This is a genomic window from Streptomyces sp. NPDC001415, from assembly GCF_053597395.1.
The window spans coordinates 68,945-94,292 of sequence record NZ_JBSFIE010000009.1 but is presented as its reverse complement, the minus strand read 5'-3'; the positions used below and the strand labels follow the sequence as shown (position 1 = coordinate 94,292).

General features: G+C 70.6%; 25 protein-coding genes and 1 pseudogene. 15 read left to right on the top strand and 11 right to left on the bottom strand.

The features are described from left to right. Positions 1-576 precede the first annotated feature (576 nt). Genes ACWC2B_RS14730 through ACWC2B_RS14710 form a run of 5 tightly spaced genes read left to right on the top strand, consistent with a single transcriptional unit; the run spans position 577 to position 5,808 of the window. Entirely contained in the window at positions 577-1,647 is a 1,071-nt protein-coding gene (locus tag ACWC2B_RS14730) for a phytanoyl-CoA dioxygenase family protein (protein WP_450716826.1), read from the top strand. Continuing rightward, the gene (locus ACWC2B_RS14725) at positions 1,629-2,948 is read left to right on the top strand and encodes a DUF6271 family protein (protein ID WP_450716825.1); all 1,320 of its coding nucleotides are present in this window, start codon (positions 1,629-1,631) and stop codon (positions 2,946-2,948) included. The genes ACWC2B_RS14730 and ACWC2B_RS14725 overlap by 19 nt, the downstream gene beginning before the upstream one ends. After that, the gene (locus ACWC2B_RS14720) at positions 2,941-4,113 is read left to right on the top strand and encodes a type III PLP-dependent enzyme (protein WP_450716824.1); all 1,173 of its coding nucleotides are present in this window, start codon (positions 2,941-2,943) and stop codon (positions 4,111-4,113) included. Before ACWC2B_RS14725 ends, ACWC2B_RS14720 begins: the two co-directional genes overlap by 8 nt. Beyond that, complete coding sequence (locus ACWC2B_RS14715) at positions 4,114-4,632, top strand: GNAT family N-acetyltransferase (protein WP_450716823.1); 519 nt, start codon at positions 4,114-4,116, stop codon at positions 4,630-4,632. A 6-nt stretch (positions 4,633-4,638) separates the two neighbouring features. Then, a complete protein-coding gene (locus ACWC2B_RS14710) occupies positions 4,639-5,808 on the top strand; it encodes an MFS transporter (RefSeq protein WP_450716822.1) in 1,170 nt (389 codons plus the stop codon). Positions 5,809-6,244: 436 nt separating this feature from the next. Here ACWC2B_RS14710 and nagB read toward each other — a convergent pair whose 3' ends face one another. Beyond that, positions 6,245-7,030, bottom strand: coding sequence for a glucosamine-6-phosphate deaminase (nagB, locus tag ACWC2B_RS14705; protein ID WP_450716821.1), 786 nt, complete (start codon positions 7,028-7,030; stop codon positions 6,245-6,247). Between the two features lie 167 nt (positions 7,031-7,197). Here nagB and ACWC2B_RS14700 point away from each other — a divergent pair, with 167 nt between their 5' ends. Together ACWC2B_RS14700 and ACWC2B_RS14695 are read left to right on the top strand one after the other, a co-directional pair. After that, complete coding sequence (locus tag ACWC2B_RS14700; RefSeq protein WP_450716997.1) at positions 7,198-7,425, top strand: hypothetical protein; 228 nt, start codon at positions 7,198-7,200, stop codon at positions 7,423-7,425. 288 nt (positions 7,426-7,713) lie between these two features. After that, the gene (locus tag ACWC2B_RS14695; RefSeq protein WP_450716986.1) at positions 7,714-9,180 is read left to right on the top strand and encodes a sensor histidine kinase; all 1,467 of its coding nucleotides are present in this window, start codon (positions 7,714-7,716) and stop codon (positions 9,178-9,180) included. A gap of 159 nt (positions 9,181-9,339) precedes the next feature. On the opposite strand, the gene ACWC2B_RS14690 is transcribed toward ACWC2B_RS14695, so the two are convergent. Together ACWC2B_RS14690 and ACWC2B_RS14685 are read right to left on the bottom strand one after the other, a co-directional pair. Next, the gene (locus tag ACWC2B_RS14690; protein WP_004937597.1) at positions 9,340-9,597 is read right to left on the bottom strand and encodes a WhiB family transcriptional regulator; all 258 of its coding nucleotides are present in this window, start codon (positions 9,595-9,597) and stop codon (positions 9,340-9,342) included. A 318-nt stretch (positions 9,598-9,915) separates the two neighbouring features. Then, on the bottom strand, positions 9,916-10,881 hold the full coding sequence (locus tag ACWC2B_RS14685) for a diacylglycerol/lipid kinase family protein (RefSeq protein ID WP_450716820.1): 966 nt from the start codon (positions 10,879-10,881) through the stop codon (positions 9,916-9,918). 94 nt (positions 10,882-10,975) lie between these two features. Here ACWC2B_RS14685 and ACWC2B_RS14680 point away from each other — a divergent pair, with 94 nt between their 5' ends. Further along, positions 10,976-11,410, top strand: a complete 435-nt coding sequence (locus ACWC2B_RS14680; protein ID WP_450716819.1) for a hypothetical protein — start codon at positions 10,976-10,978, stop codon at positions 11,408-11,410. A gap of 38 nt (positions 11,411-11,448) precedes the next feature. Here ACWC2B_RS14680 and ACWC2B_RS14675 read toward each other — a convergent pair whose 3' ends face one another. The 3 genes from ACWC2B_RS14675 to ACWC2B_RS14665 form a co-directional block, all read right to left on the bottom strand. Continuing rightward, complete coding sequence (locus ACWC2B_RS14675) at positions 11,449-12,399, bottom strand: RNA polymerase sigma factor SigF (protein ID WP_450716818.1); 951 nt, start codon at positions 12,397-12,399, stop codon at positions 11,449-11,451. Beyond that, positions 12,396-12,809 (bottom strand): ATP-binding protein, encoded by a 414-nt coding sequence (locus tag ACWC2B_RS14670; protein WP_053729847.1) that lies wholly within the window; start codon positions 12,807-12,809, stop codon positions 12,396-12,398. The genes ACWC2B_RS14675 and ACWC2B_RS14670 overlap by 4 nt, the downstream gene beginning before the upstream one ends. Positions 12,810-13,098: 289 nt before the next feature. Beyond that, positions 13,099-13,359 carry a UBP-type zinc finger domain-containing protein gene (locus ACWC2B_RS14665; RefSeq protein WP_053729846.1) on the bottom strand — a complete coding sequence of 87 codons (261 nt, stop codon included), beginning with the start codon at positions 13,357-13,359 and terminating at the stop codon, positions 13,099-13,101. A gap of 57 nt (positions 13,360-13,416) precedes the next feature. On the opposite strand from ACWC2B_RS14665, the gene ACWC2B_RS14660 reads away from it, so the two are divergent. Beyond that, entirely contained in the window at positions 13,417-15,015 is a 1,599-nt protein-coding gene (locus ACWC2B_RS14660; RefSeq protein WP_450716817.1) for a Na+/H+ antiporter, read from the top strand. Between the two features lie 87 nt (positions 15,016-15,102). Here ACWC2B_RS14660 and ACWC2B_RS14655 read toward each other — a convergent pair whose 3' ends face one another. From ACWC2B_RS14655 to ACWC2B_RS14640, 4 genes are all read right to left on the bottom strand, one after another. Then, a complete protein-coding gene (locus ACWC2B_RS14655; RefSeq protein WP_450716816.1) occupies positions 15,103-15,984 on the bottom strand; it encodes a 1-aminocyclopropane-1-carboxylate deaminase/D-cysteine desulfhydrase in 882 nt (293 codons plus the stop codon). A gap of 76 nt (positions 15,985-16,060) precedes the next feature. Continuing rightward, complete coding sequence (locus ACWC2B_RS14650) at positions 16,061-16,651, bottom strand: N-acetylmuramoyl-L-alanine amidase (protein ID WP_450716815.1); 591 nt, start codon at positions 16,649-16,651, stop codon at positions 16,061-16,063. Between the two features lie 121 nt (positions 16,652-16,772). Further along, entirely contained in the window at positions 16,773-18,011 is a 1,239-nt protein-coding gene (locus tag ACWC2B_RS14645) for a globin domain-containing protein (RefSeq protein ID WP_450716814.1), read from the bottom strand. Positions 18,012-18,117: 106 nt separating this feature from the next. Then, complete coding sequence (locus ACWC2B_RS14640; protein ID WP_450716813.1) at positions 18,118-18,561, bottom strand: RrF2 family transcriptional regulator; 444 nt, start codon at positions 18,559-18,561, stop codon at positions 18,118-18,120. Positions 18,562-18,811: 250 nt separating this feature from the next. Here ACWC2B_RS14640 and ACWC2B_RS14635 point away from each other — a divergent pair, with 250 nt between their 5' ends. The 4 genes from ACWC2B_RS14635 (at position 18,812) to ACWC2B_RS14620 (ending at position 23,263) form a co-directional block, all read left to right on the top strand. Then, a complete protein-coding gene (locus tag ACWC2B_RS14635) occupies positions 18,812-20,209 on the top strand; it encodes a family 2B encapsulin nanocompartment shell protein (RefSeq protein ID WP_450716812.1) in 1,398 nt (465 codons plus the stop codon). A 77-nt stretch (positions 20,210-20,286) separates the two neighbouring features. Continuing rightward, positions 20,287-21,318, top strand: coding sequence for a family 2 encapsulin nanocompartment cargo protein polyprenyl transferase (locus tag ACWC2B_RS14630; protein WP_450716811.1), 1,032 nt, complete (start codon positions 20,287-20,289; stop codon positions 21,316-21,318). Between the two features lie 92 nt (positions 21,319-21,410). After that, complete coding sequence (locus tag ACWC2B_RS14625; protein ID WP_450716810.1) at positions 21,411-22,634, top strand: MFS transporter; 1,224 nt, start codon at positions 21,411-21,413, stop codon at positions 22,632-22,634. A gap of 29 nt (positions 22,635-22,663) precedes the next feature. Then, entirely contained in the window at positions 22,664-23,263 is a 600-nt protein-coding gene (locus tag ACWC2B_RS14620) for a GNAT family N-acetyltransferase (RefSeq protein ID WP_450716985.1), read from the top strand. A 163-nt stretch (positions 23,264-23,426) separates the two neighbouring features. On the opposite strand, the pseudogene ACWC2B_RS14615 reads toward ACWC2B_RS14620, so the two are convergent. Further along, positions 23,427-23,975, bottom strand: a pseudogene (locus ACWC2B_RS14615) (TetR/AcrR family transcriptional regulator); the annotation flags it as partial. 110 nt (positions 23,976-24,085) lie between these two features. Between ACWC2B_RS14615 and ACWC2B_RS14610 the strand changes: the two are divergent. Next, entirely contained in the window at positions 24,086-24,667 is a 582-nt protein-coding gene (locus tag ACWC2B_RS14610; RefSeq protein WP_450716809.1) for a dihydrofolate reductase family protein, read from the top strand. A 57-nt stretch (positions 24,668-24,724) separates the two neighbouring features. Continuing rightward, positions 24,725-25,171: a DUF6304 family protein gene (locus ACWC2B_RS14605; RefSeq protein WP_450716808.1), complete on the top strand. Its 447-nt coding sequence runs from the start codon at positions 24,725-24,727 to the stop codon at positions 25,169-25,171. Positions 25,172-25,348: the final 177 nt, after the last annotated feature.

Here is a 25,348-nt window from a genome sequence, read left to right as displayed (position 1 = left end):
TCCTCCCCGTGTCCGGTGCGTGAACCCGTCCATTTTGGGCTCCGCCACCGCCCCAACTTGGGGGTTGACACCGGAAGTTGGTCTAGTCCACCTTGGAGGTACGCAAGATCGGTGTAGGTGCCCCCGTCCCATGAGCGGCACCGAGCGCAAGGAGGTGGCAACCCCGGCCCTGTCTACGTGGAGACGTACGCTCTCCACCGGGTGACCGGCCGGCGCGAGGACGCGCCGAGCTTGCCAAGTCCGGTTGCCACGCGCCTGTTTGCCCTCGCAATGCCCGACTGTGAACCGGTCGGCGCAAGGACCACGCCGAGGGTCCCGCATCGCCCGGCACCCCGCACATCCCCGGCCCCGGACGGCCGCAAGGTGCAAGCCGGACGCGAGCACGACCGTATGCCGAACCTCATCAGCCGCAGCTCTGCGCCGCCGACCGTGAACTCCCCGGGCCGGCCGCGCGCACCGCTCCGGCCGCCGCACCCTGCCGATCCCCGCCCACCAGGACGCCCGCGCCCGGGCCATGTCCCCGTGCCCAGGGGATCCCCTCAGCCACTCAACCCATCCGCACCCTGGAGTGATCGCATGTCGGCACCCGACCGATATCTCTACCGAGCCGCCTCCGACGTCCCCTACTTCAGCTCCGACGGCGGCGAGACCTACCTGGCCCGCACCCCGCTGCGGGACATCAAGAAGTCGCGCCCGCTGCGCGTCCTCTCCGAGGACGACTTCGCGTTCTGGCAGACGTACGGCTACGTCATAGTGAAGGAGGCGATCCCGGCCGCGGCCGCCAAGCGCCTCCTCGACTTCACCTGGGACTTCCAGGGACTGGACCCCGAGCGGCCCGAGACCTGGTACGCGGAGGACCGCGAGTTCGCCTCCGAGCTCGAACAGCACCTGCACGTCTACGGGTTCGTCGAGGCCTACCACCACCAGCTCCTGTGGGACAGCCGCCAGACGCGGCGGGTGTACGACGCGTTCGCCGACGTGTGGGACTGCGAGGAGCTCTGGGTCACCCTCGACCGGCTCAACCTGAACCCGCCCAACATCAAGGACCGCGACCGCGCGCACATCGAGCCCACCGACAAGGGCTTCGACATCGAACTGCACTGGGACGTCGACACCACGCTCGGCGTGCTGCCGCAGCGCGTCCAGGGGATCATCGCGCTCAACGACACCCAGGACGACCACGGCGGCTTCCAGTGCTCGCCCGAGCTGTTCCGCCGCTTCGAGGAGTGGAAGGTCGCGCAGCCCGCCGACCGCGACCCCATCCGGCCGAACACCGACCGCGCCGAATTCCCCGTCGTCCGGCCCGCGCTCGAAGCCGGTGACCTGCTGATCTGGAACGGGTTGCTCGCGCACGGCGTGGCTCGCAACACCTCTGACAACGGTGTCCGCGCGGTCCAGTACCTCTCGATGATGCCCGCCCTGGAGTCGGACCACGAGGTGCGCAAGTCCCGCGTCGAGTCCTGGCGCAGCCTCAGCACCCCGGACTGGAACAAGACGCTGGTCGGCGACGCGCGCAGGCACGAGTCCCTCCGGTACCCCACCGCCGAACTCACCGACCTGGGCGCCAAGTTGCTCGGCCTTGAATCCTGGGGCACCACCGGGCCCGCAACCCCGACCGAGGAGCCCACGTGCGACGCATCTGCCTGACGCTGCCCACCAACCGGGCCTGCGCGGCCACCATCGCGGCGGTGCACGAGGAGGCCGCGTACGCCGCCGAACACTTCGACGTCGAGGTCCACCTGCTGATCCTGGACTCATCCGACGGGCCGACCCGTGCCGAACATGCCGATGCGGTATGGAAGTTGGCCCCTGTCGCCCACGTCGTGGTGCACCACCTCGACGAGGCGCGGCAGCGGGACTTCCTCCAGCGGGTCATCCGGCGGTCCGGCGTCGCCAAGCCCGACCTGATGCTCGACCTCATGCTGCCTTCAGAGGTGTCGTACGGCGCCTGCACCAACCGGGCGTTCCTCGTCGCGAGCGCGCTCGGCTGCGGCTCCGTACACCGCAGGGACTCCGACAGCAGCTACCAGATCCTGGACGGCGAGCCCGTCTTCCCCATCCACCACGAGCTGCTCTCGCTCGGGAAGCGCGCGGTGGACGCCGTTGGGGACGTCACGCGGACCCGGCTCGACCCGGCGGACATCCACAAGCCGGTCGCGATGGTGGGCAGTTCGTTCGTGGGCGAGCTGTCGGTGGACATCGGCGAGATACGCGACCTCGACCCCGAGCTCTACTACGAGGTGGTCGGGCTGTGGGCCGAGGCCGACACCCCGCCCGAGGAGCGGCGGAAGCTGGTCGAGGACTCGTTCGTCGGAGCCGGCACCGAGCCCTTCACGCACGACGAGTCGACGCTGGGCGCCCCCGACATCTGGCGGGTCGACATGTGCAACATCGGCCTCGACCGCGAGGTCTACGAGAGTGTGCCGCTGCCGCCCGCGACCAGCACCATAGGCAGCGACTACTTCCTGCTGCACCTGGTCCGCGACGCGACGCTGCCCGGCGTGGTGCACAACCGGAACATCGTGAACTACTACACGCCCGAGCGGCGGACCGGCCCGGGATTCACCGCCTACCAGCTGCGGTTCACCAAGTTCCTCCTGTCGATGCTCTACCTCTACCCCATCTACACGGCGATGGAGCAGGCGCGCGGAGCGCTGCTCGACGAGAACCATCACGTACGCGCCGCCACGATCGCCGAGCTGGCCGGGCGGAGCGCGGGCGCGGACCGGGCCGAGAACGTCCGCAGGCTGGAGGTACTCGACCGCTGCTACCGCCAACTGGGCGGCAAATACGCCGAGTTCGCCGACTTCCTGGTGCCGCTGCGCGAGCGCCTGCTCGACGAGGCGCAGGCCGACATCGAGGACTTCGCGCTGCTCATCGAGGCGTGGGGCCCGCTGGTGGCGGCGAGCAGGGCTGAGGCTCCGGTCCGGGGTGTCGACGATGCGTGAGAGCACGGCAATTCGGGCCGCCCTGGCCGACGCCATCGACGACCGGATCTTCTTCGACCTCGACGGAATCGAGGCGCAGTACGCGGCACTGCTGCGTGAACTGCCCGGAGTCCAGGTCAGGTTCGCGATGAAGGCGTGCCCGGTGGACGAGGTGCTCGACTGCCTCGCCCGCAACGGCGCGGGCTTCGACGCGGCCAGCCCGCGCGAGATCGAGCAGGCCATCAGGACGGGCGTGCCGCTCGACCGGATCCACTACGGCAACACGATCAAGTCGGACGAGAACATCGCCGACGCCTACCGCATGGGCATACGCGACTTCGCCACCGACAGCGTCGAGGACGTCGCCGCGATCGCCCGACTCGCCCCGGGGTCAGGGGTGTTCTGCCGTCTCGCCACCAGCGGCGACGGCGCGCTGTGGGGCCTCAGCCAGAAGTTCGGCTGCTCGTCCGACGACGCCGTACGCGTCCTGGAAGCGGCACGGGACGCGGGCCTGACCCCGTCGGGCCTGTCCGTGCACGTCGGCTCGCAGCAGATGACGTCCGATGCCTGGCAGAGCGCGCTCGATGAGCTCGCCGACCTGGTGAAGGTCCTGGGCGGGCGCGGCATCAAGCTCGACACGATCAACCTGGGCGGTGGCCTGCCCGCCCTCGGCTGCCTCGACAAGCAGGGCCGCCCCCTGGACCCGCCACTGGACAAGATCTTCGCCGTCCTGCGCGAAGGCATGCAGCGCCTGCGCGAGGAGTCGGCGTCACCCCTTGAGTTCCTCATGGAGCCCGGCCGCCACCTGGTCGCCGACCACGGCGCCATCCGGGCCCGCGTGTCCCGGCTCTCGGCCCGGCGCCAGCGGGACGGCGAGCGCCAGAACTGGCTGTACCTGAGCTGCGGAAAGTTCAACGGCCTGTACGAGATGGACGAGTTGCAGTACCGCCTGGAGTTCCCCGGCCACCCGGGCGGCCGGTACGTCCCGGCCGTGATCGCGGGCCCCACCTGCGACAGCGACGACGCCTACGACTACGAGGGCGGCCGCGTCCAGGTCCCCGCCGAGGCGGCGTCCGGCGACCCGGTCTGGGTCCACTCCTGCGGCGCGTACGCCGTCGGCTACACGACCCAGGGCTTCAACGGCTTCGATCCGCTGCCGTACACCTGCATCGGAGGTTCGAAGTAGATGCCCCTGTTGGAAACCGACCCCGTGTCGGAGATCGACGTCCGCATCCGCCCGCTGGCCGAGCGCGACTGGGACGCGATCGTGGCCCTGGAAGCGGGAGCGTATGCGCGGGACGGCCTGTCGGAGGGGCGAGAGGCACTCAAGTCCCGCTACTCCTCCGGGACTTGCTTCGTCCTTGAGCACGAGGGACGGGTCGGCGGCTACCTCCTCGCCCTGCCCTATCCCCCCTTCACCAGCCCCGACCTCAGCCGCGCGGAGGATGCGGACCACCCCTCCCGCAACCTGCACGCGCACGACCTCGTCATAGCCGAGCGCCTGCGCGGCCGAAGCCTGGGCCCCCGGCTCCTCACCCATCTCCTCGCCACGGCAAGGGAGTTGGGGTACGAGCGGATCTCCATGGTGGCCGTCAGAGGCGCCCACGTCCTCTGGGCCCGGCTGGGCTACCGCGCCCACCCCGAGGTCGAACTGCCGGCGAGCTACGGCGCGAACGCGGTGTACATGTCCATGGAAGTAGGCTGAATGCGCATGTTTCGCGCCTCCGACGAATACCGCCGATCACAAGTTTCCATCGCGGCACTGTTCTGCTGCCTCGGTTTCCAGTACGCCACCTGGGTCTCGCGGATTCCCGCCCTGAAGACGAGGCTCGACCTGACCGAGGCGGAACTCGGCCTTCTGCTGATGGTGTGCGGGGCGGGCGCGGCGGTCTCCTTCCCGCTCGTGGCGATCCTGACGAAGCGCCTCGGCTCGCGGCGACTCGCCGTCCTCTCGGCACTGGGCCTGGGCGTGGTCCTACTTGCCCTGTCGGTCACGCCGAACTACCCGGTCACGCTACTGATCGTGTTCTTCGACGGGGTGGCGGTCGGCTGTCTGAACGTGGCGATGAACGCGCAGGCGGCCGCTCTGGAGGTCAAGTACCAGCGGACGACGATGGCCAGGATGCACGCGACGTTCAGCGCCGGTTCGCTGTTCGCCGCGCTGCTGGCGTCCGGCGTCACGTCGCTGTCCTCGGCCCTGTCGGCCCACTTCGGCACGGCTACGGCGCTGTTGGTGGTGCTGGTACTGGCCGCCCGCACCGGCTTGCTGACGGATGATCAGAAGCCGGTGGACGTGCCGGAGTCCTCCGGAAAGCGGCGCCGTGGGCTGACTCTCCCCACCCGCGTGACGATCTGGATGGGCCTCGCGATGGCCTTCGGCACCGTGACCGAGGGGGCGATGAACGACTGGTCGGCGCTCTATCTGAAGGACAGCGCGGGCGCGGCGGCGGAGCTCGCTCCGCTGGGCATCGCCGTCGTCTCGGTGATGATGGTCCTCGCCCGCCTCTTCGCCGACGGCTGGCGCACGAAGTGGGGCGACGACCGCATCGTCCGGGTCGGCAGCGCACTGGCGGGCGCGGGCCTCGCCGTCGCCCTGCTCACCGGAGGCGTGATCCCGGCGCTGCTCGGGTTCGCCTGCGTAGGGCTCGGCATCGCGGCGGTGACGCCGTGCGTGTACGTCGCGGCCGCCCGCCAGGGTTCGGACGCCCTGGCGCTCGTCGCAGCCATGGGCACGACGGGCCTCCTCGCCGGCCCGGCGATGATCGGCTTCATAGCCAACGGCACGAGTCTGGTGTGGGGGATGGGCGCGGTGGCCGTCTCAGCCCTGGTGGTGTCCGTGTGCAGCACCCGGATCCGCTTCCCGGCCCTGGCGGACGCGTAGCCCTTGCGCTCCCGCGCGTGTCTTGTCGTCCGCGGACCGTGGCCGGCTGGTCGCGCAGTTCCCCGCGCCCCTAGGGAGTTCCGAGCAGCCGGCGCCGAGCTGCTCAGCGCGCTGAAGGGGCGCGGGGCTGTGACATTGTGCGGCTCCGCCGCGTGGGCGCGGCCGGCCGGCGCTGGCCCGCACCTGGAAATCCGCGCCCCCGGCGGAGCTAAGAGCCTGTGTCTAAACCCCGCCCGGGCCCGTGGCGCCTGGCACGCACTCCCCCAAGGCCTTAAGGGCCAGGGGGACCCCCATGCCGCGTTGCCGAAACGCCCTAGTAGCTCCTCCCCCAAGGTCTTGAAGACCAGGGGGTACCCCCATCGAGGACCTTCCGGCGCCTTGCGATCGCACGCACCAGACGCCCCGGCCTGATCCGGACGGGGTTTAGACACAGGCTCTAAAGCCCCTGCCACACCGGCTTGTTGGCGAAGGTGTGCCGGAAGTACGGGGCCAGCTTCAGCTTGGAGGCCGCGGCCTCGTCCACGACGACCGTCGCGTGCTGGTGGAGCTGGAGCGCCGAGGCCGGCACGACCGCGGCGACCGGACCCTCGACGGTCTGCGCGACGGCCTCGGCCTTGCCCTCGCCGGTGGCGAGCAGCACCAGGTGGCGAGCCTCCAGGATGGTGCCGATGCCCTGGGTGATCACGTGGTGCGGCACCTGGTCGATGTCGTCGTCGAAGAAGCGCGCGTTGTCGACCCGGGTCTGCTCGGTCAGCGTCTTGATCCGGGTGCGCGAGGCGAGCGAGGAGCAGGGCTCGTTGAAGCCGATGTGCCCGTCGGTGCCGATGCCCAGGATCTGGAGGTCCACTCCGCCGGCGGAGGCCAGCGCCAGGTCGTACGCCTCGCACGCGGCCTGTACGTCCTCGGCCGAACCGTCCGGGCCGATGAAGGAGTCCGGGCCGAGCCCGAGCGGCTCGACGACCTGGCGGATGACGGTGGCGCGGTAGGACTCGGGGTGCCCGGCGGGCAGTCCGACGTACTCGTCGAGCTGGCAGACGCGGGCCCGTGAGACGTCCACGTGACCGACGGCGACCTTCGCGGTCAGCGCGTCGTAGATCGGGATCGGGGTCGAGCCGGTGGCCACGCCGAGCAGTGCGTCGGGCTTGCGGCGCCACAGGGCGGCGATCGACTCCGCGATGAGCTCGCCGCCTGCCTTGGCGTCCGGGACGATGACAACTTCCACGAGGGCCTGCCGATCTGGAGACGTGAAACGGGCGTGGTATAGACCAATCTAGCAGAGGGAAGGGCCCTCCGGCCGGAGGTCTCGCCCGCCCCCCATGGTCGACCGAATGGGTTGCCGGAACGCATACGGAGGCGGCCATTCGGAGGCATGGAACATGTCGCGGCCGCATGTCTCTTCGAGCGAGCGGCAGGGCCGGATGGCGTCCGGCGAGCCGGCCGGGACGCGTCGACCCCTGCTGGAGCGATCCGCCGGTCGCGTCCAGCCACTGGCCCGTATTCCAGGGCATGTCCCAGCAGGCCCGCGACGGCGCCACCCGCGCCGAGCTCGAAGCCGTCGCCGAGGCGGCCATACCGGCCTGGCCCCCCGGAGCGCCGTTGAGGTTGCGGATGTCGTGATGGTGCGGAAAATTGTGCCGTGCGCATGGATGGACATGGCAGAATGGTCTAGTCCACAATAAAACACACTGAACTTCCGCCCACCCCGCACAGGAGGGCGGAACCGAGGCCCCGGCGCTCTCTGCCCTGACCGCGCCGTGACCTCCCTTGAAGGCCGAGGGGGACCGCACACCCGTCGGCCGGCAACCGGGCTGCGGTGCCCGGACGGGCTGAGGGTCCCGTCCAGGCGCCGCGGCCCGCAGTCATTTCTTGTCAGTGACCGCGGGTACGCTCAACAGCGTGCCCTCCATGAACGACCTCGTACGCCAGCACACCGCTCTGAGTGAGTCCGACCTTGAGTGGCTCCATCTGCTGGTCTCGGAGTGGCAGCTGCTCTCCGACCTGTCCTTCGCCGACCTGGTGCTCTGGGTCCCCACTCTGGACGGCACGCGCTATGTGTCGGTCGCGCAGATGCGGCCCAACACCGGCCCCACCTCCTACCAGGACGACATGGTCGGCCACCTGGTCCCGCGCGGCCGGCGCCCGCTGCTCGACGCCGCCCTTGACGAGGGCCGCATCGTGCGCGAGGGCGACCCCGAGTGGCGCGAGGAGGTCCCGGTCCGGGTCGAGTCCATTCCCGTACGCCGTGAAGGCCGTGTCCTGGGTGTGATCGCCCGGAACACGAACCTGCTCACTGTGCGTACACCCTCGCGGCTCGAACTCACCTACCTCCAGTCCGCGTCCGACCTCGCCCAGATGATCGCCGCCGGGTCCTTCCCCTTCCCCGGTCAGCAGGTCGACATGGACGCGTCCCCGCGCGCCGGTGACGGTCTGATCAGGCTGGACGCGGACGGCATCGTCCAGTACGCCTCGCCGAACGCGCTCTCCGCGTACCACCGGCTCGGGCTCGCCTCCGACCTCGTCGGCCAGCACCTGGGCCAGCTGACCGCCGACCTCGCGCCCGCGCGCGGCCCGGTGGACGAGGCCATCGTCAAGCTCGCCAGCGGCTATGCCCCCAGAGAGGCCGAGGTCGAGGGCAACGGCGGGGTGATCCAGCTGCGCGCCATCCCGCTCAAGCCGAAGGGGACGCGCATCGGCTCGCTGGTGCTGCTGCGCGATGTGACCGAACTGCGCCGCCGTGAGCGGGAGTTGATCACCAAGGACGCCACCATCCGGGAGATCCACCACCGGGTGAAGAACAACCTCCAGACGGTCGCGGCGCTGCTCAGGCTCCAGGCCCGCCGGATGGACTCCGACCAGGGCCGCGAGGCGCTCAACGAGGCGGTCCGGCGCGTCGGTTCGATCGCGATCGTGCACGAGACGCTGTCGCAGAACCTGGACGAGCGCGTCGAGTTCGACGAGATCGCCGACCGGGTGCTCGCCATGGTCGCCGAGATCTCGCCCGGCGGGGTCAACTGCCGCCGCACCGGCCGCTTCGGGATACTCGACGCCGAGGTCGCCACCCCGCTGTCCATGGTCCTGACCGAGGTGCTGCAGAACGCCCTTGAGCACGCGTTCGCGCCGGGCGAGTCGGGCTCGGTGGAGGTCGCGGCGCTGCGCGGCGGCACCCGCGAGGAGTCCCGCCTGCTGATCACGGTGCGGGACGACGGCCGGGGCCTGCCCGAGGGCTTCGACCCCCAGCGCACCGGAAACCTGGGCCTGCAGATCGTACGGACCCTGGTGGAGGGCGAGTTGGGCGGCAGCTTCGACATGGTGCCGGCCCCGGAGCGCGGCACCAAGGTCGTCCTCGACATCCCGGTGGGCGCCGAGAAGTAGCAGAAGTAGCAGGTGCCCGCGCACAGCAGCGAGCCCCGAACCGTGAAGTGCGGTTCGGGGCTCGAATGCTGTGGGTTACTGCTGCGCGCTGCGGCTCGGGGGGCGGTGAGTGCGTACGCTCTGTACGCGCCGCGCGGGGCTAAGGCAGGAAGTGGGGGCTCAGGCGGTCGCGTTGCGCGCCCGGTTGCGAGCGGCACGGCGCTTCATCGCGCGGCGCTCGTCCTCGCTGAGGCCACCCCAGACGCCGGAGTCCTGGCCGGACTCAAGCGCCCACTGCAGGCACTGCTCCATGACGGGGCAGCGGCGGCAGACGGCCTTGGCTTCCTCGATCTGCAGCAGCGCAGGACCGGTGTTGCCGATGGGGAAGAACAGCTCGGGGTCTTCCTCACGACAAACGGCGTTGTGACGCCAGTCCATGGCTGCTACCTCTCTTGGTGTTACGTGCAGGGGGGCTTGTGAATGTGAACGCTTTCACGAATCCCTCAACAAGGGAAGGGCCATCTTCCAGTTGGACTGGTTGTGGTCCTGGTTTGAGGAGGGGTTCTGGCTTTCAGTGGAGGCTGGTGTTGCGGGCCGTCCCGATCGCCATGTAGAGATTCGCAAACCTCGGCGGCGGATACAACCCCTTCAGGAAAGTTTTTTTGGATTCCTCGGTGTCGACTGGGTCACAGTCGTACTTCCATGGGGTGGATGCCAGCCTAAACGTTCGAGTGAAAGGACTTTGGGCCCTTCCACTCACACAATCACACGCAGTGCATGGCGTACGCCTGTGAACGCGACGCTAGTACGCAGGCCCAGGTGGTCGCCGTCCATCTGGAAGGGGAGCGGGGCCTTGGAATGCAAGGTGAAGTCCGTCAGGTCGTGCAGTGATACGGCGTGCTTGCCGTGTGGACCCCGGTCAGGGGTCGAAGTGAGCAGCTGGGTCGCGTAGCGGGTCGCCGAGGGCGCGGTCATCTTGGTGAGCGCGAGCACGTCGAGGCCCGCTTCGAAGGAGGCCTCGGGGGACGAGTACAGCGGACGATTGCCCAGGTAGGTGTAGGGGGAGGTGTTGCAGACTATGGACAGGACCAGGTCCTCGACGGGCTCGGCGCCGGGCTGCTCCAGCGTGATCTGGCCGTGTCTGCGGTGGGGCTCGCCGAAGAACTGGCGCGCCACCTGGCGCAAATAGAGCGCGTGCGTCGAGCGCTTTCCGCGCTCCCTCTGCTGTTCGACCCGGCCGACGACACCCGCGTCGAATCCGAACCCGGCACAGAAAGTGAACCAGCGTTCCGGAACGCCCTCGTCGACGCTGCCCGGCACCCCGGAGGCGAGACCCAGGCTCACCGTCCGGTGCCGGTTCTCGCGCAGCGCGTCGAGAATGACACCGGTCGACTCCACAGCGTCATTGGGCAGGCCGAGCGCCCGCGCGAACACATTCGTCGAACCGCCGGGAACCACCGCGAATTCGGGGAGCTCGGGGCTCGGCCCGTTGTGCAGCAGCCCGTTCACGACCTCGTTCACGGTGCCGTCGCCGCCGAGCGCCACCACGAGGTCGATGTCGCTGCTCTCGGCCGCCCGCCGCCCCAGGTCCCTGGCGTGCCCGCGGTACTCGGTGGTCACCGCCTCCAGCTTCATCTCGCTGGCGAGGGCATGAATGAGGACGTCACGCGTACGCGCACTGGTGGTGGTAGCCGCCGGATTGACCACGAGAAGTGCACGCATGGGCGCCAGACTACCTACCGGGTGGTATCGGGGCGTACTTGGGCCGGGCCGCCCGGCCCGGGGTCGGACCCCTCGCGCGGGCTACCCTGGCCGGGTGAGTACTGAGCAGACCCCCGAAGCCGCCGCGGAACCGCGCCCCGGCCGGCTGACCGCCGCGGCGGCGCTGTCCGCGCTGGAAGGCCTCGCCCTGGTCGCCGGTGGCCTCTACATGCTCGTGATGGGCCTGACCGGCAAGCCCGACCGGCCCACCCAGGCCGAAACGGGCGGCCTGACCCTGGTGGTCCTCGGCCTGATCCCGCTCATCGCGGCCCGCGGCCTGCTGCGCCGCCGCAGCTGGAGCAGGGGCCCCGCGATGATCACCCAGATCATGGCGCTGCCGGTCGCCTGGATGTTCCTGAACTCCGACGGCGCCCCGTGGATCCCGGCGGGCATCGCTCTCGCCGCGGTGGCCATCACCGGTCTCGTCCTCCTGGTGAACCCGGCCACGACCAAGGCGCTCGGGATTCGCGGGCCCATGCGGGACGCGTAAACGGCAAGGGGTCCGGAGGCGGCGCCCCCGGACCCCGGCTACTCCTCGACGAGCAGCTTCTCGCGGAGCTGGGCCAGCGTCCGGGCCAGCAGGCGCGAGACGTGCATCTGCGAGATGCCGACCTCCTGCGCGATCTGCGACTGGGTCATGTTGCCGAAGAAGCGAAGCAGCAGGATCCGCTTCTCCCGCGGTGGAAGGTCCTCAAGGAGCGGCTTGAGGGACTCCCGGTACTCGACGCCTTCGAGCGCCTCGTCCTCCGCACCCAGGGTGTCCGCCACCGCCGGGGACTCGTCGTCGGTGTCCGGCACGTCGAGGGACAGCGTGGAATAGGCGTTGGCCGACTCCAGGCCCTCCAGCACCTCCTCCTCCGAAATGCCGAGCCGCTCGGCCAGTTCGTGCACCGTCGGCGAGCGGCCGTGCTGCTGGGACAGTTCCGCCGTCGCCGTGGTGAGCGCGAGCCGCAGCTCCTGGAGCCGGCGCGGCACCCGCACCGCCCAGCCCTTGTCTCGGAAGTGCCGCTTGATCTCGCCGACGACGGTGGGCGTCGCGTACGTCGAGAACTCCACGCCCCGCTCGGGGTCGAACCGGTCCACCGACTTGATCAGACCGATCGTGGCGACCTGGGTCAGGTCGTCGAGGGGCTCGCCACGATTGCGGAAGCGCCGCGCCAGGTGCTCGACCAGCGGCAGGTGCATCCGTACCAGCTGATTGCGCAGCTCGGACTTCTCCGGGGATCCGTCGGGCAGCTTGCGCAGCTCGATGAACATCGCCCGCGCCCCGCTGCGATCGTGTGGATCGTGCTGCCTGTGCTCGATGTGCTCGCTCATAAGGGCCGCCCGCTCTGCCTGCTCCGCCGCGTACAAAACGCCATCTGGGCCATCCACAGGGCTGTCCACCGGGTGCGGCCGGGCCTGCTGCTCCGGGATGCCCCCGGAGCGCACGGCTTCGGGGATGCGCCTTTCGTCCCGCACCGGACCCTCCCCGCTCACGCCGGTCCGGGTCCCGCGCCGCGCTGTTTGTACAGGCTGATGGAGACCGTACGGTCCTCGGCCACCGAGGAGTCGACCTTGCCGGCCAGGGCGGAGAGCACCGTCCACGCGAAGGTGTCGCGCTCCGGGGCCCGGCCGTCGGTGGTCGGCGCCGAGACGGTGACCTCCAGCGAGTCGTCGACGAGGCGGAACACGCAGCTCAGTACGGAACCTGGAACGGCCTGCTGAAGCAGGATCGCGCAGGCCTCGTCGACCGCGATGCGCAGGTCCTCGATCTCGTCGAGGGTGAAGTCCAAACGTGCCGCGAGTCCGGCCGTGGCCGTACGCAGCACCGACAGATAGGCACCCGCAGCCGGCAGCCGGACTTCCACGAAGTCCTGATTCCCGGGCTCGCCTGCGATCTGGGACACCCTCACCTCCAAGGTGGCACAAGCTCTTTCGAGGCCCGGGGAGGGGGGAGGTCCCGGGGCCGTGGGTACGGGGTCCGTACCTGGACTGGCGACGCTATCGCGATCCATGGTGCCCTGTCGCCGGAAGCTCTCCCGACGGCTGTCACTCATGGTAAGCCTATGAGTACGGACAGTGGCTAGAGGTTTGCGGTGCCCAATTGCTGTGAACCGAGACCGGGTTGACGTACCCAGGCGCCGAGGGCTTCGAACCTTTCCGCACGCCCTGAACGAAGGGCCCCGGGTGCCACTCTCACACCAGCAGGCCGTCCACGAAACACCAGCGCCAGCTCTCGCCCGGCTCGAAGGTCCGCATCACCGCGTGCCCGGTCTCCTTGAAGTGGCCCGTCGCGTGCTGGTGGGGCGAGGAGTCGCAGCACCCCACGTGCCCGCAGACCAGACACAGGCGCAGCTGTACGGGGTGGGTGCCGTCCTTCAGACACTCCGGGCAGGTGTCGCTCAGCGGGGCCGGCTCGGGGCGCGGCAGTTCTGCAACGTGCGGGCACTCGCTCATGATGGCCAGGTTACGACGCAGAACGCGGCGCGGGTGAGCGGGGACGGGACGGTTGTGATGGATGCATTGCCGCTGGTGGCGCTGATCGCGGCGAGCGCCGCCGTGGCGGGGGCCGCCCGCAGGACGCCGGTGCCCGCGCCGCTGCTCCTGGTGGCGGTGGGACTGATCGGGGCGTACGTGCCGGGCGTCCCGGACTACACCCTCGACCCGCACATCGTGCTGCCGCTGGTGCTGCCCCCGCTGCTGCACACGGCCGCGCTGGAGAGCTCGTACCTCGATCTGCGCGCCAACCTGCGGCCGGTGGCGCTGCTTTCCGTCGGTTACACGCTGTTCGCGACGGTGGTGGTCGGCTACCTCGCGTATCTCCTCGTGCCCGACCTGCCGCTCACCGCGGCGCTGGTGCTCGGCGCGGTGATCGCGCCGCCGGACGCGGTGGCGGCGACGTCGATCGCCCGCCGCCTACGGCTCCCCAACCGCATCACCACCATCCTCCAGGGCGAGTCCCTGGTGAACGATGCGACCGCGATCACCGCGTACAAGGTGGCCCTCGCCGCGGCCGTCGGGGCCGGTGCGACCTGGGGTGGCGGGCTCAAGGAGTTCGCGCTCGCCTCGATCGGCGGGATCGGAGTGGGGCTCGTCCTGATGCTGCCGATCCACTGGCTGCGCCGCCATCTCCACGAGGCGCTGCTCCAGAACACGTTGTCGCTGCTCATCCCGTTCGTGGCGTACGCGGCGGCGGAGCAGGTAGGGGCGTCGGGCGTACTGGCGGTCGTGGTCGTCGCCCTCTATCTCGGCCACCACTCCTGGCAGGTGGACTTCGCGACGCGGCTCCAGGAGGAGGCGGTCTGGAAGATGGTCGCCTTCGTCCTCGAATCGGCGGTGTTCGCGCTGATCGGACTGCAAATGCCGGTGGTGCTCAAGGGACTTGGGGAGTACGGGGTCGGCGAGGCGGTCTGGTACGCGGTGGGGGTGTTCGCCCTGGTGGTGGCGGCCCGCTTCGTCTGGGTCTTCCCGGCCACGTTCCTGCCGCGCGCGCTGTCCGAGAAGATCCGGCGCCGCGAGCCGGAGGTCGACTGGACGGCACCGGCGATCGTGGGGTGGGCGGGAATGCGGGGCGTGGTCTCGCTGGCCATCGCGTTCTCGATCCCGCTGACGATGGAGGACGGGCGGGCCTTCCCGGCCCGCAACCTGGTGCTGTTCCTCACGTTCACGACGGTCATCGGCACGCTGGTGGTGCAGGGGCTCACGCTGCCGCCGCTGATCCGGCTGCTCAAGCTGCCCGGGCGGGACGCGCGGGCCGAGACGCTGGCCGAGGCGCAGGCCCAGAGCGAGGCCTCGCGAGCCGCCGAAGCCCGCCTCGACGAGCTCCTCACCGACGCGCGGAACGCGTTGCCGCCGCCGCTGGCCGACCGGCTGCGGACGGTCCTTGAGCGGCGGCGCAACGCGGTGTGGGAGCGGCTCGGGGCGGTGAACGAGGCGACGGGGGAGTCGGCGGACGACACGTACCGGCGGCTGTCCCGGGCCATGATCGACGCGGAGCGCCAGGTCTTCGTGTCCCTGCGGGACGATCGCCGGATCGACGACGAGATGATGCGGACGTTGCTGCGGAGGCTGGACCTGGAGGAGGCGGCGGCGTATCGAGAGGGGGAGGGATAGGTCGCCTCCGGGGGAGTTCGTTCGGCTGGGGACCGTGGGTGGCTGGTCGCGCGGTTCCCAGCGCCCCTGGCAGGGTTGGTGCTGGATTCAAGGCCGGCCCGTGATCACCGCCGTCACCCTCGAACCTCGCTCGAACGCCCCCTCCTCCGTCAGCCTCAGCAGCGCGTACAGCAGCTTCGCCACGTACACCCGCTCCACCCCCACCCCGTGCCGCTGCTCGAAGTCCCGCGCGAAGGCGTCCAGTTCGGCCGGGACGCGGGCGTAGCCGCCGAAGTGGAAGCGGTCGTCCAGGGTCCAGGCGCCCCGCGCCTCCCCGAACGCGGCGTGCTGGAGAGCGCGTATCTCCGCGTCGAGGAAGCCGCCCTTGAGGACCGGCACCCCGAGCGCCCGCTGGCCCGGGGCGAGGCCCGCCGCCAGGCCCGCAAGGGTGCCGCCCGTGCCGCAGGCCACGCCCACCACGTCCGCAAGCCCGCGCAGCTCCTCGCCGAGCGCCGTACAGCCCCGCACCGCGAGGGAGTTGCTGCCGCCCTCGGGTACGACGTACGCATCGGAGCAGAGCGACTCCAGCAGGCCCGCGAGGACGTCGGGCGAGGACTTGCGGCGGTAGGTCGAGCGGTCCACGAAGTGCAGCCGCATGCCGTCCGCCGCGCACTGTGCCAGGGACGGGTTGAGCGGGCGGCCGGCCAGTTCGTCGCCCCGTACGACGCCGATCGTGGGGAAGCCGAGCAGCCGCCCGGCGGCGGCCGTCGCACGGAGGTGATTGGAGTAGGCGCCGCCGAAGGTGAGGACGGGCCGGCCGGCGGCGGCCCGCAGGTTCAGCACGAGCTTGCGCCATTTGTTGCCGACCAGATCCGGGTGGATCACGTCGTCCCGCTTGAGGAGCAGCCGTACGCCGTGACGTGCGAAGCGCTCGTCCGAGGCCTCCTCCAGAGGAGAGGGGAGGCGGGGGGCGAGCGCTTCGGGGGTCATGCTCCCATTGTCATGTGATCACCGCCGGTGGCACATCCCGGCAGATCACATGGCGCATCACCTGGCGCCTCGCGCGTCACTTCAGGCGCTCGTGCACCCGCTCCCGCAGCCAGTCCATGGTGAAGCCGCGCGGGTCCACCTTGCCGACCTGCCACTCCTTGTGGCCGATGACGGACCGCTCGGTCCAGCCGTAGAAGCGGCACACCGCCGCGGCCGCCCTCTCGACGGCGGCGAGCTGGGCCTCGGGCCACGGGTCCACGCCATCTCCCAGGTTTTCGCATTCGAAACCGTAGAAGTGCGTGTTCCCGTCGGTGTCGTTCTTCACCGGCGGCGGCAGCCGTTTCTCGGCGATCACGGCGCGCAGCACGTCGCTGTCGCCCGCGCCCGCGTGGTTGGCGCGGCCGTTGCCGACGAGGTGCACCGTGCCGTCCTTGGTGATCACGCCGTGGCAGAGCGGGCCCGGCAGGGCCTCGTAGCCGTCGTAGCAGAGGCGGACCGTGGCGTCGGCGCCGCTGGTCGCGGTGTGGTGGATGACGACGCCGTTGATCGGACCCCAGCCGCCGTGGCCGGCCCGGTTGTGGGTGCGCCATCCGTCGACCTCGACGACGGTGAGGCCCTCGTTGCGCAGGGCGGCGAGGAATTGGTCTGCGGACAGGGGAGGGGCCATGGCCGCCTCCTTCCCGAGCGGTACGGAATGTGTCGTACCGCTTGTACCCCAACTCCCGGTATGGGGCGATCTGTTCGGATCGTTGAGCGAGCCGATCCGGACACCCGCCGACCGGGGGCCGTCAGTCCTGCGCCAGCCACAGGTCCGGCCCGAACACCTCGTAGTGGATGTCGGCCGCCGGTACCCCCTTGGCGAGCAACTGGGTGCGCACCGCGCGCATGAATGGGAGCGGGCCGCAGAGGTAGGCGCGGGTGCCGGACGGGACCGGGAGCGTCGTCAGGTCGACCAGGCCCGTGCGGTCGGCCGGGTGGCCGGGCGCCGGGGTCTCGTACCAGAAGTGGGCCGCGGCGTCCGGGAGTTTGGCGGTGAGCGCCGCGTGGTCGTCGCGCAGCGGGTGCTCGGCGGGCGAGCGGTCGGCGTGCACCACGGTCACCGGGGCGCGGTGCCCGGCCGCCACGAGCTGCTCCAGCATGGCCAGCATCGGCGTGCAGCCGATGCCCGCGGACGCGAGCAGCAGCGGGGCACCGCCCGAATCAGGACCCGCACCAAGGCTCGCGTCGGAACCCGCGTCAGGGCCCGCGTCGAGGACGAGATCGCCGTACGGGGCCGAGACGCGCAGCCGGTCGCCTTCGCGGACGTGGGCGTGCAGGTGGCCGGAAACCTCGCCGTCCGGGTCGCCCTGGACGCGCTTGACGGTGATCGAGCGGAACTCGCTGCCGGGCGCCGAGATCAGGCTGTACTGGCGTATCTGGCGTGCGCCGTCGGCGAGTTCGACCTGGACCGAGACGTACTGGCCGGCCTTGAAGGCGGGGGCGGGCGCGCCGTCGGCGGGGCGCAGCCGGAAGGTGGCACAGTCGGCGGTCTCCTCGGTGCGGCCCGCCACGGTCCACTCGCGCCAGACGTCCCCGGCGAGTACGCCCTGCTCCTCGTACAGCCGGGTCTCGATGGCGATCAGGGCGTTCGCCATCAGCCAGTACACCTCGTCCCAGGCCGCGGCGACCTCCGGGGTCACGGCCTCGCCGAGCACCTCGGCGATCGCGGCGAAGAGGTGCCGGTGGACGATCTCGTACTGGTCGGCGGTGACGCCCAGCGAGGCGTGCTTGTGGGCGATGCGGTTCAGCATCACGTCCGGGCGGTCCTCGGGGTGATGGACCAGGTGGGTCGCGAACGCGGCTATGGAGCCGGCGAGCGCCTGCTTCTGGAGGCCGGCGGCCTGGTTGCCCCGGTTGAAGAGATCGCGCAGCAGCTCGGGGTGGGCGGCGAAGAGCCGCTCGTAGAAGCGCTCGGTGATGGTTCCGATGGCCGCTCCGACGGCGGGGAGGGTGGCGCGTACGGTCACGGTCGACTTCGCGGACAGCATCGACGGGCTCCTTTAATTGGTATGTGAGATTCGCATTTAAGGGCGTACGGGTGACCGGCGGGTGGCTGAGGGTGTACGGGATGGCCGACAGGTGGCTGACGGAGCGTCAGCGGCTGGTGAGGCCGATCAGGAGCGGACCGGTCGGTGAGGCCACGAGGTCGTCGACGGTGAGCTCGTCGAGGGAGTCGTAGAACGCCTCCTGCGCGCGGTGCAGCGCCCGCCGCAGCCGGCAGGCCGCGGCCAGCGGGCACGGCGCCGACCCCTCGCACTCCACGACGTCACCCGGCCCTTCCAGCTCGCGCACCAGGCCGCCCACGGAAGCGAGATGGCCCGCCGGGCTGAGCGCGAGCCCGCCGCCCCTCCCGCGCCGCGCTTCGACAAGGCCGAGGTGCTGGAGGCGGGCGACGACCTTCGCGGTGTGCGTGTACGGGATGCGCATCGCGTCCGCCACCTCCCGCGTGGTGGGCGGGGCCTGGTCGTCCGCGTTCTCGATGACAGCGAGCCGCATCAGCACCCGCAGCGCCAGGTCGGTGAATCTCGTCAGCCGCATGGGGGCACCGTAAATTAACTTGCATCATGCGTGCAAATTAAAGGTTCGTCGATGTGCCGGTTATCGGCCGGTGTATTCGCGGTGCCGGAAGCGGGGGGCGTGCGGGGAGTGTTCGAGCGCTTCGCGGCGGCTGCCCGGCCTGCTGGTGTTCTAGTCCCACTCATTTGAGTAATGGCGCGGGGACTCTCCGTGCTGGAAGTGTTCTCAGGGCAGTCCAGCTTCAAGATCGTAAGAGCTCAGAAGGAGTCACATGTCGGTCGAGGCAGGTCCCGAGAACCGCGCCCAGCAGAGTCTCGGCACAGCCGCCGCGCGGAACTTGGCGACCACCACCAAGTCCGTGCCGCAGATGCAGGAGATCACCTCCCGTTGGCTGCTGCGGATGCTGCCATGGGTCCAGGTGCAGGGCGGTACATACCGGGTCAACCGACGGCTCAGCTACTCCGTGGGGGACGGGCGGATCACCTTCGTCCAGACCGGTGAGCGGGTCGACGTCATCCCCGCCGAGCTGGGCGAGCTGCCCGCGCTGCGGGGCTACGAGGACGAGGCCGCCCTCACCGAGCTGGCCAACCGCTGCGAGCAGCGCGAGTTCGCGGCGGGCGAGGTCATCGCCACGGCGGGCGACATCACCGACCGGGTGTTCCTGCTCGCGCACGGCCGCGTCGAGAAGATCGGCACCGGTCCCTACGGCGACGAGACGGAGCTCGGCTTCCTCGCCGACGGGGCACACTTCGGCGAGCAGGCGCTGGTCTCCGGCGACTCCGTCTGGGAGTGCACCTACCGCGCCACCACCGGGTGCACCGCCCTGATCCTGAGCCGGGCCGACGTGCTCAACCTCGCGGAGCGCTCCGAGTCGCTGCACGCCCACCTCGCGACGGCCTCGGCGCAGCCCGACCAGCACACCAACAACTACGGCGAAGCGGCGATCGACCTCTCCGCGGGCCACGTCGGCGAAGCGGTCATTCCGCACACGTACGTCGACTACGAGGGCTCGCCCCGCGAGTACGAACTCTCCGTCGCCCAGACCGTGTTGAAGGTCCACAGCCGCGTCGCCGACCTGTACAACCAGCCGATGAACCAGACCGAGCAGCAGTTGCGGCTCACGGTCGAGGCGCTGCGCGAGCGCCAGGAGCACGAGCTCGTCAACAACCGGGAGTTCGGCCTCCTGACCAACTGCGACTACGGCCAGCGCCTCCAGCCGCACGACGGAGTGCCCAGCCCCGACGACATGGACGAGCTGCTCTCCCGGCGGCGCGGCAGCAAACTCTTCCTCGCCCACCCGCGCGCGATCGCCGCCTTCGGGCGCGAGTGCAACAAGCGCGGCCTGGTGCCGGAGTCCGTGGAGGTCGCGGGCCACCACGTACCGGCCTGGCGCGGGGTGCCGATCTTCCCGTGCAACAAGATCCCGGTGAGCGAGGCCCGTACGACCTCGATCATCTGCATGCGTACCGGAGAGGCCGAGCAGGGCGTCATCGGACTCCAGCAGGCCGGCATCCCGGACGAGATCGAGCCGAGCCTGTCGGTCCGCTTCATGGGCATCGACGAGCAGGCGATCATCTCCTACCTGGTCACGGCGTACTACTCGGCCGCGATCCTGGTGCCCGACGCGCTCGGCGTCCTGGAGAACGTCGAGGTCAGCCGCTGGCGGTGAGCTTCCGGTCCGGGCGCGCCTCCTTCGGGCGTGCCCGGCGCCGCCGTCAACTCCTAGAAAGGGAACCCTAGTTGGCAATGCCGGAAGCCATGGAGGGCCGCGAGGCCGTCGAGCTGCTTGAGCGGACCCGTACCGTCGTCAACCCCCAACTGCGCTCCACCGTCGAGTCGTTGCCCGGCTCCATGCGGCGGGTCGCGATGTACCACTTCGGCTGGGAGCAGGCGGACGGCACACCGGCCGGCGGCCAAGGGGGCAAGGCGATCCGTCCCGCGCTCGTCCTCGCCGCCGCCACCGCGCTCGGCGGCCGCACACAAGCGGCGGTGCGGGCAGCGGCCGCCGTCGAACTCGTCCACAACTTCACGCTGCTCCACGACGACGTCATCGACGAGGACGCGACGCGGCGCCACCGCCCCACCGCCTGGACCGTCTTCGGCACCCCGGACGCCATCATCGTCGGCGACGCTCTGCTCGCCCTCGCCCTGCGCCTGATCGCCGACGACGGCCACCCCGCGGCCTCGGCCGCCTCCGCCCGGCTGGCGGCCTGCGTCATCGAACTGTGCGCGGGCCAGCAGGCCGACTGCGCCTTCGAGCAGCGGGGCCCGCAGGACGTCTCGCTCGACGAGTGCCTCGCCATGGCGATGGCCAAGACCGGGGCGCTGCTCGGCTGCGCCTGCGCACTGGGCGCGCTGTACGCGGGTGCGGGCGAGGAGGAGGTCGCCGCCATGGACGCGTTCGGCCGCGAGGCCGGGCTCGCCTTCCAGCTCATCGACGACCTGATCGGCATCTGGGGCGACCCCGGGCGCACCGGCAAACCCGCCGGCGCCGACCTCGCCGCGCACAAGAAGTCGCTGCCCGTCGTCGCCGCGCTGGGCTCGGGCACCCCGGCGGCGGCCGAGTTGGCCGAGCTGTACCGGGCCCCGATGGGGGCCGCCGCGGTCCGCAGGGCCGCCGAGGCGGTCGACCTGGCGGGCGGCCGCGACTGGGCCCAGATCCATGCCGCCGACCGGATGGCCCGCGCCGTCGACCACCTCTCGCGTGCCGTCCCCGACCTCACCGCGGCGGGCGAACTCCTCGCCCTGGCCGAGTTCGTGACCCGCCGCACCCGCTGATCCGCCGGGCGGTCCGGATGGCCGGAGTGGCCCAGTCAATGAGCGGCCAAATGGCCCGAGCGCTGGGCCACTCAGCTTGATTTGATGGGCACATGACGCCCCGCCTCCTGCCGCCCGCAGGCCCCGCCCGCGGCCTCGCCGCCGCCCAGCTCGTCAACTCCATCGGCGACGGGGCCTTCCTGGTCACCTCGGCCCTGTACTTCAGCCGCATAGTCGGCCTCCCGGCCACCCGCATAGGCCTCGGCCTGACCCTCGCCTGGGCGATCGGCGCGCTCGCCGGGGTGCCGCTCGGACAGCTCGCCGACCGGCGCGGCCCGCGCGGCGTCGCCGTCCTGCTCGCCGCCGCCACGGGGGCCTCGGTCGCGGCCTTCCTGTTCGTTCGCGGCTTCCTCCCCTTCGTGCTGGCCGCCTGCTGCTACGCGACCGCGCAGACCGGGCTCTCCGCCGCCCGCCAGGCACTCCTCGCCGCACTCGTCGCCCGCCGGGAGCGCACCCATGTCCTCGCGCACCTCCAGTCCACGCTGAACGCCGGGCTTGCCATCGGAGCCGCGTTCGGCGGGGTCGCCCTGCACTACGGCACCCGCACCGCCTACCTCGCCGTGTTCGCCCTGGACGCGGCGGCCTTCCTGCTCTGCGCACTCGCCCTGCTCCGGCTGCCCCAGGTGCCGCCCAAGGCCGTCGCGCCCGGCGCGGGGCCGCGGTTCGCCGTGCTGCGCGACCACCCCTACGCCGTGGTCACCCTCCTCAACACCCTGCTCCTGCTGCGGATGCCGCTGATCAGCCTCGCCATCCCGCTGTGGACCGTCACCCGCACCGACGCCCCGGGATGGCTGGTGTCCGCGCTGCTCGTGCTCAACACCGGTGCGGTGATGCTCTTCCAGGTCCGTACCGCCTCCGCCGTCCGCGATCTGCCCAGCGCCCGGCGGACCGTGGCGCGCGGCGGGGTGCTGATGCTCGCCTCCTGCGCGGTGTTCGCGCTCAGCGCCGCCGGGACTTCCGCCTGGGTCGCCGTGGTCGTGCTCCTCGTCGCGGGCGGGCTCCAGGTGGCGGGCGAGATGATGCAGTCCGCCGGCGCCTGGCAGATCGGCTTCGACCTCGCACCGGCCGACCAACAGGGCCAGTACCAGGGCTTCTTCGGCATGGGCGTGCCGCTGGCCAGGATGCTCGGCCCGCTGCTGCTCACCGCGCTCGTCGTCGACTGGGGCGTGCCCGGCTGGCTGCTGCTCGGCGCCCTGTTCCTCGGCGCCGGCCTCGCGCTCGGGCCCGCGGTCCGCTGGGCCGAGCGGTCCAACTCTACGATGGTGGCGGTCGGTTGAGACGGTCGGACGACTCGGGAGCGGTGGAGATGGGCGTACGGACCAGGCGGGCCGAGCAGAGCGACGCGGTGGCGGCGGTACGCATCCTCGACGCGGCGTTCCTGAACGACCCGGTGAGCAGCTGGGTGCTGCCCGACGAGGCGCGGCGGCGCGAGGTGCACCACCTGCTGATGGAGGCGTTCTTCCAGCTCTCCCTCACCGAGGGACATGTGGACATCACCGAGGACGGCTCGGCGGTCGCGCTGTGGATCGACGTCCCGGCCGAGCGGCGGGAACCGGAGGGCGGCGACGACGGGCCCGCGCGGCTGCGGGCCTTCGTCGACCCCGAGAACGAGCGGGTCGAGCAGATCGCGCACCTGACGGCCGCCATCCATCCGCACGGCCGCGCCCACGCCTACCTCTGGATGGTCGGGGTGGCCCCGGACAGGCAGGGCGAGGGCCTGGGCGCCGAGCTGATCACTTCCGTACTGGAGCGGTGCGACCGGGAGGGCCTGCCCGCCTACCTGGAGGCGAGCAGCGAGCGAAGCCCCCGTCTCTACCGGCGCCTCGGCTTCGCCCCGCTCGGCGACCCGGTGCGGCTGCCGGACGGCCCGCTGATGTACCCGATGTGGCGCGAGCCGAAGGCCTGAGGCCGGCGCGTCGAGGCGGTTCAGACACAGGCTCTCAGCCCGGCACGATGCGGGAGACGATGAGGTCGACGAGCCGGGATGCCTCCTGCTCGGCCAACTCGCGCTCGCGGCCGCCCTGTTCGTCCCGGAGGTCGCCGTCACCGCGCGCAGCGCCTTCATCCCGCACAGCGGCCTCATTCCGTACGTCGTCCTCGTCGGCGAACACCCCCGGCAGCGTGAAGAGCTCGACGAGCAGCCCGCTCATCGCGAGGTGGAGCAGGCGGACGGTGTCGGGGTCGCCGGGCATCCCGGAGTCCACGTGGAACTGGATGTTGGCCTCCAGGTCGGCGCGGATAGCCCGGGTCAGCTCCGTCCGCAGCGCGGGCCGCCGGGTGGCTTCGAGGCGCAGCTCCAGCATGGCCAGGTAGCCGGTGCGCTCGGCGGTCATCCGCCGCACCAGCCAGTGCATCAGCGAGGCGTACAGCTCGCGCGAGGGCTCCGGGCGCATCGCCTCGGCGACCGCGTGCGGGGAGGGTGTCATGCGTATGTGGATGTGCCGGCCGGCCTGGGTGAACAGGTCGTCCCTGCTGGCGAAGTAGTTGGACGAGGTGCCCGCGGGCACGCCCGCCTCCGCGTCCACGGCGCGAAACGTCAGCCCGCGCGCTCCTTCCCGCGCGAGCACTTCGATCGCCGCGTCGACGAGAGCGGTTCTGCGTTCGGGGTTTCTCACCATGCCGGAACTCCTGTGGAAAATAAGGGGGTTGCGCAACCACTACACCTGAAGCACTATAGCTGTCGTGGTCGGTATGGAAGGGCCACACCCCCGAGCCTCAAGAGGTCAGTTTGCGCAAGCTCTCGTATTTCATCGGCATGTCCCTCGACGGCTTCATCGCGGGTCCCGATCACGAGATCCAGTTCCTGATGGACCAACTGTCCCCGGCGTACCTCGACTACCTGAAGACGGAGTGGCCGGAGACGCTGGCCACCGCAGGGCGGCGGCACTTCGGCTGCGACGACGCCGAGAACACCCACTACGACACCGTCCTGATGGGCCGGGCGTCCTACGAGCCGGGCCTCAAGGAGGGCATGCCCGACCCGTACGCCCACCTCAAGACGTACGTCTTCTCGCGCAGCCTCGCCGAATCCCCGCACCCCGCCGTCGAGTTGGTGGCGGGCGACCCGGTGGCCAAGGTGCGCGAGCTCAAGCGGCAGGACGGCCTCGGCATCTGGCTGTGCGGCGGCGGAAATCTCGCCGGTCAGCTGGCGGACGAGATCGACGAACTGGTGATCAAGACCTACCCGGTGCTCGCGGGCGACGGAATCCGGGTCGTGTCGGGTGAATTCGGCCCGCGCCAGTTCGAGTTGGCCGACTCGCGAGCGTTCGACAATGGTGCGGTCGTCTCGAAGTACACAAGGAAGCGGTAACGCTCATTTCGGTCACCCCCTGTGACGAACAGCAGGGTGCGCCGCTAATCTCCGCCCATGACACCACAGTCATGGGCGGGTTGGTACCGGGACCGCCTAGGATCCGAAGCGCTGACGATCACCACTGACGGGACGCAACTGCGGACCCGGATCAGGGGGGTCGATTTCGCCGGAGCGAGCTTTGACTCGCTCGGCCCGGTACCGGGGATACCGACGGAGAGCGGCACCTTCGCGCTCGACGACGGGAACCTCCGTGACTTCGTACTCGAATGGGACATGCCCGTGCCCGTCGCCTCGGACGACGGCGCCGTCCAGCAGGCCACCCTCAGCTGCCTGCTCTCCCTGAAACCGCCGGAGCCCGACCTCGGGGTCGCCCTGCACTTCGGGGGAGCGGTGTACGCCAGCGGGCGGGCCGAGCTCGACTTCGGCTCCGTGCTCGACGACATCCGGCGCCAACTCCCGTCCGGCTCAAGCCTCCAGCGGTCCCCCCTAGACGCGATCTGACCCTCTCCCTCCTCCCCCTCTTCGCCTTCCTCTGCTGTTCCTCCCGCGGCCGCTGCGCATCGGGGAGTCCTCGGGGCTCCCCGATGCGGGGCGGCCGCTCTGCGTCGGGAGCCCTGCCCCCGGAACCGAACCGAACCCGACCTGCCCTCGTCCTTGGGTCCTTCCTTCCTTTCTTGG